Source organism: Streptomyces fodineus (assembly GCF_001735805.1).
In the GTDB taxonomy this organism is placed as follows: domain Bacteria; phylum Actinomycetota; class Actinomycetes; order Streptomycetales; family Streptomycetaceae; genus Streptomyces; species Streptomyces fodineus.
Genome location: NZ_CP017248.1, coordinates 8,545,907 through 8,560,632 on the forward strand (window position 1 = coordinate 8,545,907; position 14,726 = coordinate 8,560,632).

At 72.0% G+C, this 14,726-nt stretch carries 12 protein-coding genes; 7 read left to right on the plus strand and 5 right to left on the minus strand.

What is annotated here, in order from left to right:
• Nucleotides 1–493 precede the first annotated feature (493 nt).
• Together BFF78_RS44040 and BFF78_RS37105 are read right to left on the minus strand one after the other, a co-directional pair.
• Entirely contained in the window at nucleotides 494–1,138 is a 645-nt protein-coding gene (locus BFF78_RS44040) for an ATP-binding protein (RefSeq protein WP_079161635.1), read from the minus strand.
• A 249-nt stretch (nucleotides 1,139–1,387) separates the two neighbouring features.
• Nucleotides 1,388–1,711, minus strand: coding sequence for a hypothetical protein (locus BFF78_RS37105; protein ID WP_069782450.1), 324 nt, complete (start codon nucleotides 1,709–1,711; stop codon nucleotides 1,388–1,390).
• Nucleotides 1,712–2,190: 479 nt separating this feature from the next.
• Here BFF78_RS37105 and cds1 point away from each other — a divergent pair, with 479 nt between their 5' ends.
• From cds1 to BFF78_RS37135, 6 genes are all read left to right on the plus strand, one after another.
• Nucleotides 2,191–3,315, plus strand: coding sequence for an L-cysteine desulfhydrase Cds1 (gene cds1, locus BFF78_RS37110; RefSeq protein WP_069782451.1), 1,125 nt, complete (start codon nucleotides 2,191–2,193; stop codon nucleotides 3,313–3,315).
• Nucleotides 3,316–3,549: 234 nt separating this feature from the next.
• The gene (locus BFF78_RS37115; RefSeq protein ID WP_193433609.1) at nucleotides 3,550–4,755 is read left to right on the plus strand and encodes an ATP-binding protein; all 1,206 of its coding nucleotides are present in this window, start codon (nucleotides 3,550–3,552) and stop codon (nucleotides 4,753–4,755) included.
• A complete protein-coding gene (locus BFF78_RS37120; RefSeq protein WP_069782452.1) occupies nucleotides 4,752–5,153 on the plus strand; it encodes a roadblock/LC7 domain-containing protein in 402 nt (133 codons plus the stop codon). The genes BFF78_RS37115 and BFF78_RS37120 overlap by 4 nt, the downstream gene beginning before the upstream one ends.
• Nucleotides 5,150–5,524: a DUF742 domain-containing protein gene (locus BFF78_RS37125; RefSeq protein ID WP_069782453.1), complete on the plus strand. Its 375-nt coding sequence runs from the start codon at nucleotides 5,150–5,152 to the stop codon at nucleotides 5,522–5,524. The genes BFF78_RS37120 and BFF78_RS37125 overlap by 4 nt, the downstream gene beginning before the upstream one ends.
• Entirely contained in the window at nucleotides 5,499–6,101 is a 603-nt protein-coding gene (locus tag BFF78_RS37130; RefSeq protein ID WP_069782454.1) for a GTP-binding protein, read from the plus strand. The genes BFF78_RS37125 and BFF78_RS37130 overlap by 26 nt, the downstream gene beginning before the upstream one ends.
• Before the next feature lie 119 nt (nucleotides 6,102–6,220).
• On the plus strand, nucleotides 6,221–7,525 hold the full coding sequence (locus BFF78_RS37135) for a cytochrome P450 family protein (RefSeq protein WP_069784051.1): 1,305 nt from the start codon (nucleotides 6,221–6,223) through the stop codon (nucleotides 7,523–7,525).
• A gap of 436 nt (nucleotides 7,526–7,961) precedes the next feature.
• Here the strand turns inward: BFF78_RS37135 and BFF78_RS37140 are convergent, their stop codons facing one another.
• Both BFF78_RS37140 and BFF78_RS37145 read right to left on the minus strand, forming a co-directional pair.
• The gene (locus BFF78_RS37140; protein ID WP_069782455.1) at nucleotides 7,962–8,435 is read right to left on the minus strand and encodes an SRPBCC family protein; all 474 of its coding nucleotides are present in this window, start codon (nucleotides 8,433–8,435) and stop codon (nucleotides 7,962–7,964) included.
• Nucleotides 8,436–8,505: 70 nt separating this feature from the next.
• Nucleotides 8,506–9,336, minus strand: a complete 831-nt coding sequence (locus BFF78_RS37145) for a DeoR/GlpR family DNA-binding transcription regulator (protein WP_069782456.1) — start codon at nucleotides 9,334–9,336, stop codon at nucleotides 8,506–8,508.
• Nucleotides 9,337–9,616: 280 nt separating this feature from the next.
• Between BFF78_RS37145 and BFF78_RS37150 the strand changes: the two genes are divergently transcribed.
• On the plus strand, nucleotides 9,617–12,013 hold the full coding sequence (locus BFF78_RS37150) for a hypothetical protein (RefSeq protein WP_418346721.1): 2,397 nt from the start codon (nucleotides 9,617–9,619) through the stop codon (nucleotides 12,011–12,013).
• Between the two features lie 104 nt (nucleotides 12,014–12,117).
• Here BFF78_RS37150 and BFF78_RS37155 read toward each other — a convergent pair whose 3' ends face one another.
• Nucleotides 12,118–14,556, minus strand: coding sequence for a right-handed parallel beta-helix repeat-containing protein (locus BFF78_RS37155; RefSeq protein WP_069782457.1), 2,439 nt, complete (start codon nucleotides 14,554–14,556; stop codon nucleotides 12,118–12,120).
• Nucleotides 14,557–14,726: the final 170 nt, after the last annotated feature.

Consider the following 14,726-nt stretch of genomic DNA (forward strand, 5'->3'; position numbering starts at 1 on the left):
GGGTTGTGCCGCAGGCTTGGCGGCTCAGCGGGTAGAGGGGGTCGTATTCGTGTGGTTGCGGGAGGTCGTGCCGCAGGCTTGGCGGCTCACCGGCAGGGGCGGTCGTACTTGTGCGGTTGCGGCCGGTTGTGCCGCAGGCGCGGCGGCCCACCCGGCAGCGGCCGTCGTCCCCGCCCAGCTGCGGGCAGTCGTGCCGCTGGGGCGGCACGGGTGGGCGCAGCGGCACCCGGCTAGCGCCGGTAAGCGGCCCCCCCGTTGTTCAGCGGCAGCTTCCCGCACCCCGCGGGCGCCGGGTAAGCAAACCCCCCTGTTCAGCGGCAGCTCCCCGCGCCCTGCCGGCCCCGGGTAAGCGGTCCCCCCGTTGCTCAGCGGCAGCTTCCCGCGCCCTGCCGGCCCCGGGTAAGCGGACCCCCCGTTGCTCAGCGGCAGCTCCCCGCACCCCGCCAGCGCCGGTAAGCGGACCCCCCGTTGCTCCCTCTGCCCCGCCCCAGCCCTAGCCGGGAACGGTCGACCGGGCCGCAGTCTGGCTACCGGCGCCGGCAGGCGCGGGTGTCACGCTCGCCACCGGCGCCGCCACCACGGGCGCCTCGGCGGTGAGTGTGACCCCGGTGCCCACCGGAGTCCCCACGGGGGCCGGGGCCGAAGTGGCCACACGGACCGGCCCCGGGGCCGGCCGTACTCCCGCGGTGCGACGCGGCGCGTGAGCCGGATGCGGCCGCACCACCGCCGGAGCGGACAGCGTGAACCACACGACCTTGCCGTTCTCGCCGTCCGGCCGGGCACCCCAGCTCTCGCTCACCGCCGCCACCATCGCCAGCCCCCGCCCACAGGTGGCCAGCGGGCCGCCGTCCGGCAGGTTCGCGACGTCGGCCGGCACCGGAAGCCGCGGGTCGTTGTCGCGCACCGAGACCGTGAGCCGGTCCGGCGCCAGCTCCAGCTCGACCGTGCACGACTTGTCGGGCCTTGCGTGCCGGTGAACGTTGCTGAGCAGCTCCGTCACACCGAGCGCGGCCCGGTCTATCAACGCGTCCATATGCCAGTAGCGCAACTGCGCAGATACGATTCTGCGGACCTGGCCGATCCGCGACGGCAGGGCTTGGAGCTCCACCGTGCAGTGCCTGCTTGGGTGACTGATCACGGCTGCGACTCCCCGATGTAGAGGTCCGAAGGGACCGGAAGAACACGGAGAACAACGGATCCAGCAGGGTGCTTGCGTCCAAACGGCCGCCTGCTGTCATGGCCGGCGGGCTGGTTCGCAGCGTTATCGCCGGTAAACCCAGAGTGACGTACGACCAGCGTGACGCAGCGGATGCGCTCCCGCAACTCGCCGCGACGGGCCGCTGCTCGGAGTAATACGACCGGCGTCTTCCCGGGTCGGCGGCGGGTGTCAGCCGCCGCGTCCGGCGGCCCGGCGCACCGCCTCGATGAACCGCCGTGCCGCGGGCGGACCCGCCTCGCCCGGAGCGGGGTCGTGCTCGCCCAGCGTCAGCTGGTACCGCTTGCCGTTGAGGTCGGCCAGCGCCTTGCCGTCCGGCCCGAACAACGGCCGGGACGCGCGCACCGCCTGCACCGGAGCGCTGTCGATCTCGCTGCCGTAGCTGTTGAGCAACTCCAGCCTGCCGTCGTTGATCCGGACCTGCCCGGCCCGGGTGAGCGAGCGCAGCCGCTTTCCGATCCGCACGCCCGTGGCCGTGAACTCCGGCTCCGCCATCCCTCGCCGCCCCCTTGCCCAGAGCTTCCGAGATCCAGTGTGCGCCCCCCAGTGCCTGTCCGACGATTCCCGTCTGCCCACGACGCCTGGCATGCACGCTCGCCGTGTTGCCGAACCGCCCCCATGGCGCCGCCACGAGGACGCTCCGGCGCCTCGCGATCGCACGCACCGGACGCCGCGGTGCCCGCCCTCCGGGCGGACGACGGGAATCGTCGGACAGGCCCTGGGGACGATCGTCCCGTCGCGTGCAGTCTGCCCCGATACGGCCGGGAGCACCAGTGTGCGCGGGGCGCGTACGTGGGCCGCCCGGAGCACTCCCGCCAAATGCGCCCCCGGATGCCTCCCACAGGTGTGCCCCAGGGCGGCTTTGGGTGGCCCAAAGATGCGTTTATGCAGGTGGGGCGTGGTGTGAAAGATGCCTATGCTCGAGATGCCGGCCGCGTCAGGCGCCGTCGGCTCCCAGCGTAAGGAGCACCGCCGTGAGCACCACCCACCAGACCCGCACCGGCGCCACCCTCGACGTCGACCGCAGCGACGCCGCCTACCGTGACTGGCTGAAAGAGGCCGTACGCAAGGTCCAGGCCGATGCCAACCGGTCGGCGGACACGCATCTGCTGCGCTTCCCGCTCCCGGAACAATGGGGCATCGACCTCTACCTGAAGGACGAGTCGACGCACCCCACGGGCAGCCTCAAGCACCGCCTCGCCCGCTCCCTCTTCCTCTACGGCCTCTGCAATGGCTGGATCCGCCCCGGTCGCCCGGTCATCGAGGCCTCCAGCGGCTCCACCGCCGTCTCCGAGGCCTACTTCGCCAAGCTGATCGGCGTGCCCTTCATCGCGGTCATGCCGCGCACGACGAGCGCCGAGAAGTGCCGTCTGATCGAGTTCCACGGCGGACGATGTCACTTCGTGGACGACTCCCGGAAGATGTACGAGGAGTCGGCCCGCCTCGCGGTGGAGACCGGCGGCCACTACATGGACCAGTTCACCTACGCCGAGCGGGCCACCGACTGGCGCGGCAACAACAACATCGCCGAATCGATCTTCCGCCAGCTGGAGTTGGAGCGGTTCCCGGAGCCCGCGTGGATCGTGGCCACGGCGGGTACCGGCGGCACGTCGGCGACCCTCGCGCGCTATGTCCACTACATGCAGTACGACACGCGTATCTGCGTGGCGGATCCGGACAACTCCTGCTTCTTCGAGGGCTGGACCACCGGCGATCCGGACGTCACCTGTGACTGCGGCTCGCGGATCGAGGGCATCGGCCGGCCGCGCATGGAGCCGAGCTTCGTGCCCGGCGCGATCGACCGGATGATGAAGGTCCCGGACGCGGCGAGCGTCGCCGCCGTACGGGCGCTGGAGCGGGCCATAGGCCGCAAGGCGGGCGGCTCCACGGGCACCGGACTGTGGAGCGCGCTGAAGATCGTCTCGGAGATGGTGGCCGAGGGCCGCCGGGGCAGCGTCGTCACCCTGCTGTGCGACCCGGGCGACCGCTACCTCGACAAGTACTACTCCGACGCCTGGCTCGCGGAGCAGGGCCTGGACATCACGCCGTACACGGTGGCAATCGAGACCCTGCTGGCGACGGGGGTGTGGCCGGACTGAGCCGGACCCCGACCGCCGGCGAGCGGTGACCGACGCGCGGGTGACGGGACTGTGTGGGTTTGGTGACGTCTCAAATGGGTTTCTGGGCAAGCTGGTTGGGTCTGTGTGGCTGATAAGATCATCACACTTTTGCGTGGACTGACGGCGTGTCAAGAACGCGTATACGGGGGGACAGTCTCAAAGGCACCATCGCGCTAGCACGCTCCAGGCGCGATGCGACTTGAAGAGAGTCTCATGACGTCATTGACCCAGGATCCACTGCTGTGGATCTTGTTGGTGGTGCTCATCGCTGCGGTCGTCGCAGTGATGCGGGCCCGGAGAACCAACATGGCGCTCCGGCGAACGAGGAAGGACCTGGAGACAGGACTGGGGGAGGCTCGCGGCGACATCGGTCGGCTCCACGCGCACATCGCCGCGCTGAACACGCAGCATCACGGTGAGCTCGCGGACGTACGGGCGGACGCGGAAGCGGCGACCAAGGCGGTGCTGAAGTCCGCCATGGGCACGCTCCAGTCGCTCGCAGAGGAACAGCAGGTCCTCCTGGACAGCCTGCTGAGGAAGTACGGCGACACCACGGAGGTCCTGGCCGACCTGATGGCGGTCGACCACACCGGCAGCCAGTTCGGCCGCCGAGCCAAGGGCATCTCCGTGCTGTGCGGCGGGTGGCTGGGCAGGCGTGACGGCGCCGCCACGGTCTACGACGTCGCCCGCAGCGCCCAGGGCAGGATCAAGGACTTCAACCGGGTCAGCGTCCACTCGCAGGTCACCGTCTCCCTCGTCGGCAAGGCGGTCGAGCCGGTGGCGGTCGTACTGGCCGAACTGCTGGACAACGCGACGAACTACAGCGCCCCCGGAACGCCGGTCGAGGTCAACATCCAGACTGTGCCGGCCGGTGTGTGCTTCATCGTGGACGACGCCGGACTGGGCATGGACCAGGAGACCAAGGACCGGGCGGCGGCGCTGCTGTCCGTCGACGGTCCCGTCGACATCACCGGACTCGGCGACCCGCCGCGCTTCGGCTTCGCCGTGTGCGGGATGCTCGCCGCCCGCTACGGCTTCGCCGTCTCGGTCGGCTCCGTGTCCCCCTACGGCGGAGTGCGTGCAGTGATCCGTGTGCCCGAAACCCTTCTCGCGGCCGAGACCCCTTCCCCGGCGATCGAGGCCCAGGACGCCGTAAGCCCCGAGGCGGCCCCCCAGCGACTGGCGCCGGTCCCGGTCGTGGGCCCTTCGCACGTGGTGGGCACGACCTCGGGAGGTCTGCCCAAACGCCGGCGGCGCAGCGGCCCCGTCACGGTCGTCCCGGCCCTCGACGCCACCGCCGGCCAGGAGCGGACGCCCGAGCCGGCCAGCGAGGTGACGGCATCGCGGATCGGGGCGTTCGCGCGTGGAACTCACCTCGGGCGCACCACGAACACCACGGAAGGATCTGACGACCAGTGAAGATCGACCTGTCCTGGGTGCTGAACGACGTACTCGAGGTACGCGGAGCCCGGCACGCGATCCTCGTCTCGGGCGACGGCCTGCTGCTGCAGCGTTCGGACGACATCGAACGGGACGATGCCGAGACGAACGCCGCCGCGATGAGCTCGATGCAATCACTGAGCCGTGCGGTCGCGGGGTTCGTGGGTGCGGGGCACGGCATCTGGAAGCAGACGCTGCTGGAGTACGACGGCGGCTGGATCTTCCTGATCGCCGCCGGCCAGGGCTCGTACCTCGCCGTCTCGGCCGCGCTGGACGTGGACATGGAGGCCATGTCGTTCCGGATGCAGAAGACCGTGGCCGGCCTGAGCAAGGCGATGAGCGTCGCGCCGCGCTCGGACAGCGGCGTGGGCGCATGACGACGCCCGGCGAGGAAGCCTCCGTCACCAGCCAGTTCGTCCGCTCCTACGTCATCACCGGCGGCCGGAGCCTGCCGGCCTCGGACGATCTGGCGCTGCACACCCTGGTCACCCTGGCTCCCGAGCGGACCCCCCCGCTGGGAGCCGGTCCCGAGGTGATGGCGATCTGGAAGCTGATCGCGGGCGGCTACCTGTCGGTCGCCGAAGTGGCCGGCCATGTGGGACTGCCGGTGGGGGTCGCCCGGCTGCTGCTGACCGACTTATCCGAGCAGGGACACCTCCTGCGCCGCGCCGAGCCGCCCCGGGCTCAGAACGTTGACAGAGCGACCCTCGAGAAGGTTCTGAATGGACTCCAATCCCTCATCGGCTGAGACGGCCCCTGGATCCATCTACGTCTCCAGCGCGGTGACCAACGCTGCCAAGATCCTGGTCGTCGGGCATTTCGCCGTCGGCAAGACGACCTTCATCGGCTCGCTGTCGGAGATCACCCCGCTGCGCACCGAGGAGAAGATGACACAGGCGTCCCTCCACGTGGACGACCTCAGAGGCGTCACGGACAAGACCACCACCACCGTGGCCCTGGACTTCGGCCGTCTGACGCTCAGCGACGACCTCGTGCTGTACCTGTTCGGCACCCCCGGACAGCAGCGCTTCATGCAGCTGTGGGAGGACATGGCCCGCGGCGCGCTCGGGGCCCTGCTCCTGGTCGACCCCGCCCGGCTGGAGGAGACCTTCCCCGTCATCGACCTCGTCGAGGGGTACGGCCTCGAGTACGCCATCGCGGTCAACAGCTTCGGGCCGGGCTCGGCGTATGAGGAGGCAGAGGTGCGCGAGGCCCTCGACCTGCTCCCGGACACCCCCGTCGTCTACTGCGACGCCCGCGACCGGCAGTCCTCCGCCCACGCGCTGATCGAGCTCGTGCGTCACCTGCTCACCCGAGCCGCCTGACGAGCCGCCCGACACGCCCCTCCCGCCCCCCTCCCCGCCCGGACCACCGGCCCGGAGCCAGTAGAAGGAACCCCATGGACCGCCAGTCAGCCCCCGCCTCCGCCGCGGCCAGATGCCCCATGCACGACGCCGCGTTCGCGGCCGACCCCCACCAGGTCTACGACCGCTTGCGCGCCCAGGGGCCGGCCGGACCGGTCGAACTCGCCCCCGGTGTCGACGCCACCCTCGTCGTCGACCACGAGACGGCGCTGCGCGTGCTGCAGAACTCCACGCTCTTCGCCCGGGACGCCCGCCGCTGGAAGGCCCTGGGCGAAGGGCGGGTAGCGCTGGACAGCCCGGTGCTGCCGATGATGGCCTACCGGCCCAACTGCCTGTTCACCGACGGCGCCGTGCACCTGCGGCTGCGCAAGGCCGTCACGGACAGCCTCGCCCGGCTCAACATCACCCGGATCCGCCGCGACGTCGAGCCCATCGCCGACTACCTCATCGACCAGTTCAGCGAGCGGGGCCGCGCCGACCTCCTCAACGACTACGCCAAACTCCTGCCGCTGCTGCTCTTCAACAAGCTCTTCGGCTGCCCGGCGGACATCGGTGACACCCTCACGAGCGCCGTGTCGGCGATCTTCGACGGCAAGGACGCCCTGCGCGCCAACGAGGAACTCACCTCCTGCCTCATGGAGTTGATCGCTCTCAAGCGCCGCCGGCCCGGCGACGACATGACCTCCTGGCTGATCCAGCACCCCGCCGGACTGACCGACGAGGAGCTCAAGGACCAGCTGGTCATCCTGATGGGCGCCGGTGTGGAACCCGAGCGCAACCTGATCGGCAACGCCCTGCTCCTGCTGCTGTCGCCCGACACGAGCGGACGCGACTCCGGCCTGCTGATCGAGGAGGCGATCGATCATGTGCTGTGGAACCAGACACCGATCGCCAACTACGCCACCCACTACCCGGTCCAGGACGTGGACCTCGGGGGAGTGGTGGCCGAGGCGGGCACGCCGGTGGTCATCAGCTTCGCCGCGGCCAACAGCGATCCCGCGCTGACCGAGGCCCGCCGCATGCACAGCAAGGGCGCCCACCTGGGGTGGGGAGCCGGGCCGCACGCCTGCCCGGCCAAGGACCCGGCGCAGGTCATCGCCGTCACCGCGATCGAGAAGATCCTCAACGCCCTGCCCGACCTGATCCTGGCCGTCCCCGAGAAGGACCTTCAGTGGCGGCCGGGCCCGTTCCACCGGGCGCTGGTCGGGCTGCCCGTGGCCTTCAGCCCGACTCCGGCCACCCATGTCGCCTTCGCGCTGCAGGGCCGGAACGTCACCGCCGCGGCGGAGCAGCCGCTCCCCACGGCGCCGGTCGCCGCCACCCGCCAGGAACCGGCCAGGAAGAAGGGCTTCTGGAGCAGCTTCCTGGACATCTTCCGGGTCTGAGCGGGGACATGTGATGGACTGATGTGCGGCATGTGACAGGAGCAACACTGTCGCGTGCATGATGAAGGAGAGGGGAAGGGCAGGTTCCGGCGGTATCGGTAGCGCCCAGCCACAAAGGAGCTTCGCGTGGCCGCCGTTGGCGTCATACGCGGTACCATGCTCGACCGCCGAGCCGTCATCCCCCTCCTTCGTCGGCTCCGTTCCGACGCAGGCCAGGCCGATCCCCTCCCCGTCTGGGACGAACTGCGCGCACGCTCCCGATCCACACCGTCGGCCAGTGGCTCGCCTCCCGCCCGGCCGACGTCTCCGCACCGGACGCGGAACTCATGGCAGCGGTCGTGACCGAGGCCCACCATGCCCGCGGCACCGTCTGACCAGGTCCTCGTACCGGCTGATCGCGCCCTCGTACCGTTGACCAGATCCTCGTACCGGCTGGTCAGGCCCTCGTCAGGCGCCGGTCCAAGGACGTCACCGCGTCCCGGAAGGTGCGCCCCAGGCCCGCCCGGGCCAGCCTGAACACCCAACGGAACGGCGCCGTCCCGTCGGCGGCGAAGGTCCACTGCACTCGCGTGCCCGTGCCGCGCGGAGCCAGGCGCCACTCCTCGACCAGGGCACGGATGCCGGGGGCGTTGGTGGCGTCGACGCGGTAGGCGTACACCTCGGGCTCCTTCGCCACGAGCACCGTCTCCACCAGCCGTGTCCCGCCCCTGAGCCGGATCTCACGCCCGGCGCCACCGTCGGTGGAGCGGGCGAGCGCCACCGTCGGGAACCACTGGGTCCAGCCTGGCAGGTCCTCCGCGAGCGCGCGGAACACCTGCTCGGGGGATGCGGAGACCTCCCGCGCGAAGACCAGACGTACGGGCGCGGCGCCGACGAAGCCGAGATCCACCGGGCGCAGACGACGAGCCATGGACTTGAACCCCCTTGTGTCACTCCCGCAGGGCGGTCGACCGGGCAGGGCCACCATAGCTGACGGCTCGTCAGATGTCTGCGGCGTCTTCCCCTGGCTCGCCCGCCACCACCACGCGCAGGTGCTCGGAGATCTCCTCACGCGCATCGGTGGGCAGACCCGCGTCGGTCACCAGCGTGTCCACCTGCTCCAGCGTGGCGAAGGAACTCAGGCCCACCGTGCCCCACTTGGTGTGGTCGGCGACCACCACGACCCGGCGCGCGGAGTGCACCAGCCGCCGGTTCGTCTCCGCCTCGGCGAGGTTCGGCGTGGACAGACCGGCCTCGACCGATATGCCGTGCACACCGAGGAACAGCAGATCGAAGTGGAGGGCGGCGATCGCCTGGTCCGCCACCGGCCCCACCAGCGAGTCCGACGGCGTGCGCACCCCGCCGGTCAGCACCACCGTGGCCGCGCCCTGCCGCTGCCCCGAGGTCCGCTGAGCCGCGTGGAAGACATCGGCGACCCGCACCGAGTTCGTCACGACGGTCAGGTCCGGCACCTCCAGCAGGTGCTGCGCGAGCGCGTACGTCGTCGTACCGCCGGACAGGGCGATCGCCGTGCCCGGGGTGACCAGCTTGGCGGCGGCCCGCGCGATGTCCTCCTTGGCCGTCAGCTCCAGACCCGACTTCGCCTCGAAGCCCGGCTCATGGGTGCTGGCCTCGACCACGGGCACCGCGCCGCCGTGCACCTTCTCCAGCACGCCCTGGCGGGCGAGGGCGTCCAGGTCACGGCGTACGGTCATGTCCGAGACGCCGAGCTTGCGGGTCAGTTCGTTCACCCGCACACCGCCCCGGCGCCGGACCTCGTCCAGGATCAGGGCGCGGCGCTGCTCCGCGAGGAGGTTCTGATTCTCACTCACGTACGCTCCGGTCCTTTCGCCGCCGTCCGTCCGACACGTCTGCCGCACCGCCTCCGGCCACGATGTTCCACCGGTCCGGAGATGTGCGGGCGTTCCATCCTTTCACGGGTCGGTACGGGTTGCGCCACCACCTGTCACGACGCGCACATGCCACACGCGCCCCTCGCTCCCCGCCGCTGTCACCCGGATCGGGGAGATTCCGTGACAAGCGGTGTACCCGGCCCCCACACCGGAGATCCTGAAGCCCGCATCGGCACAGGCCTTCGGGGGCGTCACGGGGGTGCGAAAACAGTGGACCACGCACAGGGACGCTCGGTCCCGGACCGGCCGGGCGGACACCCTCGCCGCGCCGGAGCCCGGTCTCGTACGCCGGTCCGCCCCGCCGGAGGCCGAGCTGGAGTTACTGGTGCACGGGGTGGGCGGGACCACGCCCGAGGAGATGCTCGGTGACCCGCGTACCGTCCGGGTCACCGGCGACGACACGGCCGCTGTCTTCCGGCGCGCCGAGGACGTGCAGGCCGGGGAGGGGACCCGGGACGAGCCGGTCCAGGAGGCGTACGTCTGGTGCAATCTCACCTCCGGTGACAGCAGCCGCGCCCTGTGGCTGTTGCTGCTGCCGTTCATGGTGGTCAACCTCGCCCACTGGATGCGCCCCGCCGCGACCGGCCGGCACCGCGCCGTCCGCCTCTACGGCCTCCTCGTGCGGCTGGCCGCCCTCACCCTCACCGTGCTGTTGGTGGCCGCCGCCTGCGAGGTGGCCCTGGACCTGGTGGCCTGGCAGTGCGCCGGCGTCCAGCCCTGCGCCCACCGCCACCCCTGGCTGACCTTCCTCGCCCCCCACGCGTCCGCGGCCCCCGGCGGACACGGCACCTGGTGGAGTCTGCCCGGCCGCCGGCTGGCCCTCGCCGCCCTGGTGCCGACCGCGCTGACGGTCCTGCTCTGGTACCTGTCCCGCCGCACCTGGAGCGCGTACGAGTCCCACCGGCCCATGTCCCACGACCCCGAGCCGGACACCGACGGCAGCGCACTGGCCAGGCCCGGCTTCTGGTACGGCCGCCGCCTCGTGGCCCGGCTGCGCGCCGCGCACACCGCCGCCGCCCTGCTGACCGTCGCCGCCGCCGTCGCGACCCCGGCCGTCCGTTTCGACCACCGGCCCGGCGGCTCCGCCGCCCTGGACACCCTGGGCCGGCTGCTCACCGCGTCCTTGCTGACCTGCGCGGCGGTGGTGCTGGGCGTCGTCTGCCGCCGGGGCCGCAGCGAGAACCGCCTCGACGAGCGCCTCGACCGGCACGTCGTACGACTCCTGCCGTTCGGCGCGCTCGCCCTGCTGCTGCTCACCGTGGCCTACGCCGGCTGGGCCCGGCCCGGCTGGCGGTCCACCGGCCGGCTGCCGGGCGACCCCGCCTTCGGGGCCCTCATGCTGGCCCAGGGACTGCTGGTCGTCACCCTTGCCGTGGTGGCCGGGTACCTGCACCACCGCAGTCCCGATCCGCGCGCCGGCATGCGCGGACTCGGCGGACCGGCCGTCGCCCTGCTGGCCTGCGCGCTGGGCGGCGTGATGTCCGGCGGGGTCGCGCAGCGCGTCGCCGACTGGCTGGACGGCACCCGCGCCCTGCTCCCCGGGCCGCCGGTCCTGCTGACCTGGCAGGCGTCCACGATCCCGCCGGTCCTCGCGGTGCTGCTGCTCCTCGCCGCCCGGCTCGGCCTCGGCACCGCCCGGCTGGCCCGGACCGAACGCGACCGGATCCGCCACGAGCACCCCGGCGAACCCGAGGACCCGGGCCGTACCCGCGCCATCGCCCATGTCCGCGCGATGGCCACCCTCACCGACCGGGCACCCCTCGTCGTCGCCGTGCTCGCCGTCACCACGCTGGTGCTCGGCGCTGTGGCGCTGGCCGGTGCGCTGGCCACCGGGAAGACACCCGACGGGGCCGCCCGCCCCGCCTACGACGTCGTACAGGCCGTCGCCGAGACCGCGCAGACGCTGGGCTCCTGGCTGGTCGGCCTCGGCTTCGTGCTCTTCGTGACCTGGGGACGGCGCGCCTACAAGGACGCCTCGGCGCGGCGCACGATCGGCATCCTCTGGGACGTCGGCACCTTCTGGCCGCGCGCCGCGCACCCCTTCGCACCGCCGTGCTACGCCGAGCGCGCGGTGCCGGACCTGACCTGGCGCATGGCCACCTGGACCCACCGCACCGGTGGCCGGCTGGTCCTCTCCGGCCACTCCCAGGGCAGCGTGCTCGCCGCGGCAGCCGCCTGGCAGCTGCCCCCGTCCGTCCGCGGCCGGATCGCGCTGCTGACCTACGGCTCCCCGCTGGAGCGCCTGTACGGCCGCTGGTTCCCGGCGCACTTCGGACCACCCGCGCTCGCCGCCCTGCACCACGACGTCGCCTGCTGGGGCAACCTGTACCGCCGTACCGACCCCATCGGCGGCCCCGTCCGCGTCCCCGGCGCCACCACCCCCGAGGTCGACCACGCCCCGCTGCAGGACCCGCTCGCCTACGGCCGCACGCCCGCGCACCCGCTCCCGGCGCCCATCCTCGGCCACTCCGACTACCCGGCGGACCCGGCCTTCGCCCACCTACGGGCCCACCTGCTCAGCCGCCTGCGCCCGCCCCTGCCGGGCCCACGCCCAAAACCGGACCGACCGGGTGAGGACGGGAACGGCACCGGTTAGGCCGTGTGCGCGGGTGAGTACTTCGTGGGGGCCGTCGACGAGCCGACCGCCGTGGGCCGTCACGAGCGCGTGCGGCCCGTCCAGGTCGGCCACGCGCCGGATGCTCAGGACAGCTCCGGAAGGTCCTCCGGGAACAGCAGGGTCAGGTCGTCGGTGCTGGGGTCCTCGAGCTGGGCGACGCGGCTCGCGTGCCGTTCCACCATCGCCTCGAAGGTCTGCCGGGCGGTGCGGCCGTTGCCGAACGCCGGGCCCTTCGGGATGGCCGTGAAGTACTTCAGCAGCGCCTCTGACGCGCCCGGCGCCAGCCGGTACTCGTGCTCGTCGGCCTGCTGCTCCACGATCCGCAGCAGCTCGTCGGGGCCGTAGTCGCCGAAGGTGATGGTGCGGGAGAAGCGGGAGGCGACACCGGGGTTGACGGAGAGGAAGCGCTCCATCTCCGCCGTGTAGCCGGCGACGATCACCACCACCGCGTCCCGGTGGTCCTCCATCAGCTTCACCAGCGTGTCGATGGCCTCCTTGCCGAAGTCACGCCCGGCGTCCTCCGGCGACAGCGCGTAGGCCTCGTCGATGAACAGCACACCGTCGCGCGCCTTCTCGAACGCCTCCTGGGTACGGATCGCCGTGGATCCGATGTGCTCGCCGACCAGGTCGACCCGGGAGACCTCCACCAGGTGCCCCTTGTCCAGCACGCCGAGGGAGGCCAGGATCTCGCCGTAGAGCCGGGCGACCGTCGTCTTGCCGGTGCCGGGGGAGCCCGTGAAGACCAGATGGCGCTTGACCGAGGCCGCCTTCAGGCCCGCCTGCTGCCGGCGCCGGCCGACCTCGATCATGTCGGTGAGCGCCCGCACCTCGCGCTTGACGCTCTCCAGGCCCACCAGCGCGTCCAGTTCCCCGAGCACGTCCTTCGACGTCCGCACCGGCTGCTGCGGCTCGGCCGTGGCGACCAGCGGCTCCTGCTCGGTGCTACGCTGCCCGGGGATCGAGCCGAGCAGACCGGGGGAGTGCGTCATCGTCTGAACGGCGGTCTCGCGGACCGCGGGCGGTCGCATACCGCCGCTCTCGTCGCTGGTGCAGTCCTCCACGACCGGTCCCGACCCGGACCCGGCGTCCGGGCCCGCCTCGGCGAACTCGTAACCACCGCGCGCGCAGCGCTCCGTACGGCACTTGCGCAGCGTCGCACGGCAGCCGTCGATCACATGGAAGCCGTAGCCTCCGCTGCCGGTGACCCGGCAGTTCAGGAAGCTGCCGCGGCCGCCCGCGGAGACGTAGAAGCCGGCCTCGGCCGGGGAGTCGACCGTGCACCGCTCGATGGTCGGGTCGGCGCCCTTGGTGACGATGACGCCGGTCTGGGTGCCGTCCAGGGTGCAGTTGCTGAGCGTGCCGCCGCTGCCGTGGTCGCGGAACCACGCTCCGGTCGCCGCCTCCCGGATCCGGCAGTCGTCGAGCTGCGCGGTCGCCCCGTCGCTCACCGAGACCGCGGTGTTGCGCACCTGCGACAGATCGCTGTCCACGACGTCCGCGCGCGAACCGCGGTCCAGCACGAACAGGGCGTCCGGCACGTCGTGCACCCGGCAGGAGTCGAGGACGGCGGTGGCGCCGTCGCTGACCCACACCGCCGGATAGTCGCCCGTGCTGTCGAAGATCTCGCACTGGTTGGCGTCCACCCGGGTCCCCGGATCCCATACCGACAGGCCGTTGCGCCCGAACTGACGGACCGTCGTCCGGGTCAGCGTGAGTACCGAACGGGAGCGCAGATCGACCGCGTTCTCGGGGATGTCGTGGATGTGGCAGTCGGCGAGCGTGAGCACGGCGTCCGTGTCGAGGGTGACGCCGTCGGCGGCGGTGCGGTGCACATCGCAGTCGATCAGATGCGCCGTGGCCCGCTGGGTGACCTGCACACCGGAGCCGCGGACCTCGTAGATCTCACAACCGACCGCCTCCAGCGCGGAGTTCTCGCCCGTGGCGGTCAGCCCGGTGCCGGAGGCGTGGTGCACACGGCAGCGCTCCAGGCGCGGATGGGCACCGCCGCGGACGGCCACGCCCGCCTGTCCGGCCGCGACGACCTCGCACTCCTCGAACACCCCGCTCCCGCCGTCGAGTACGGCGATGCCGATGCCGGCCGGGTTGTCGATGGTGCAGCGGCGCACGGTCGGACGGGCACCGCCGCGCACCTCGATACCCGAGGCGGACCGGGTGACGATCCGCACGTCCATCAGCTCGGGCGTGCCGTCCTCGACCAGCAGTGCGGGCGCCGCCGCGTCCTGGCCCTCCACGTGCAGGTCCTGCACCACGGCCGAGGCGCGCACGGTGAGGGGCACGCCGTCCACGGGCGCGATGCGCACCGAGCCGGGGGAGCCCTCGGGCCCACGGAGCGTCACCGCCCGCTGGACCACGAGGTTTTCCCGGTAGGTGCCCGGGGCGATGGTGAGGACGTCGCCGTCGGCGGCGGCCTCCAGGGCGGCGGCGAGCGATGCGTACTCGCCCGTGCGGCGCCGCCACCGCGACGTACCGGTGTGCGTCACCTGGACCGTGCCCTGTGCCATGGCGTTGCTGTGCCCCCACCTCGTCGTACTGATGGCTCGCTCGCGCAGGGGCCGGCCGCCGGTGCCGGGACCGCGACCGTGCTCAGCCCCTGGGGCTGGTGCGCGTTCACGCTCCCGGAAACCTGGGCGTGCCCCTGCGGTTCGCTCACCCGCGGGTCGTCGCCGAAAGC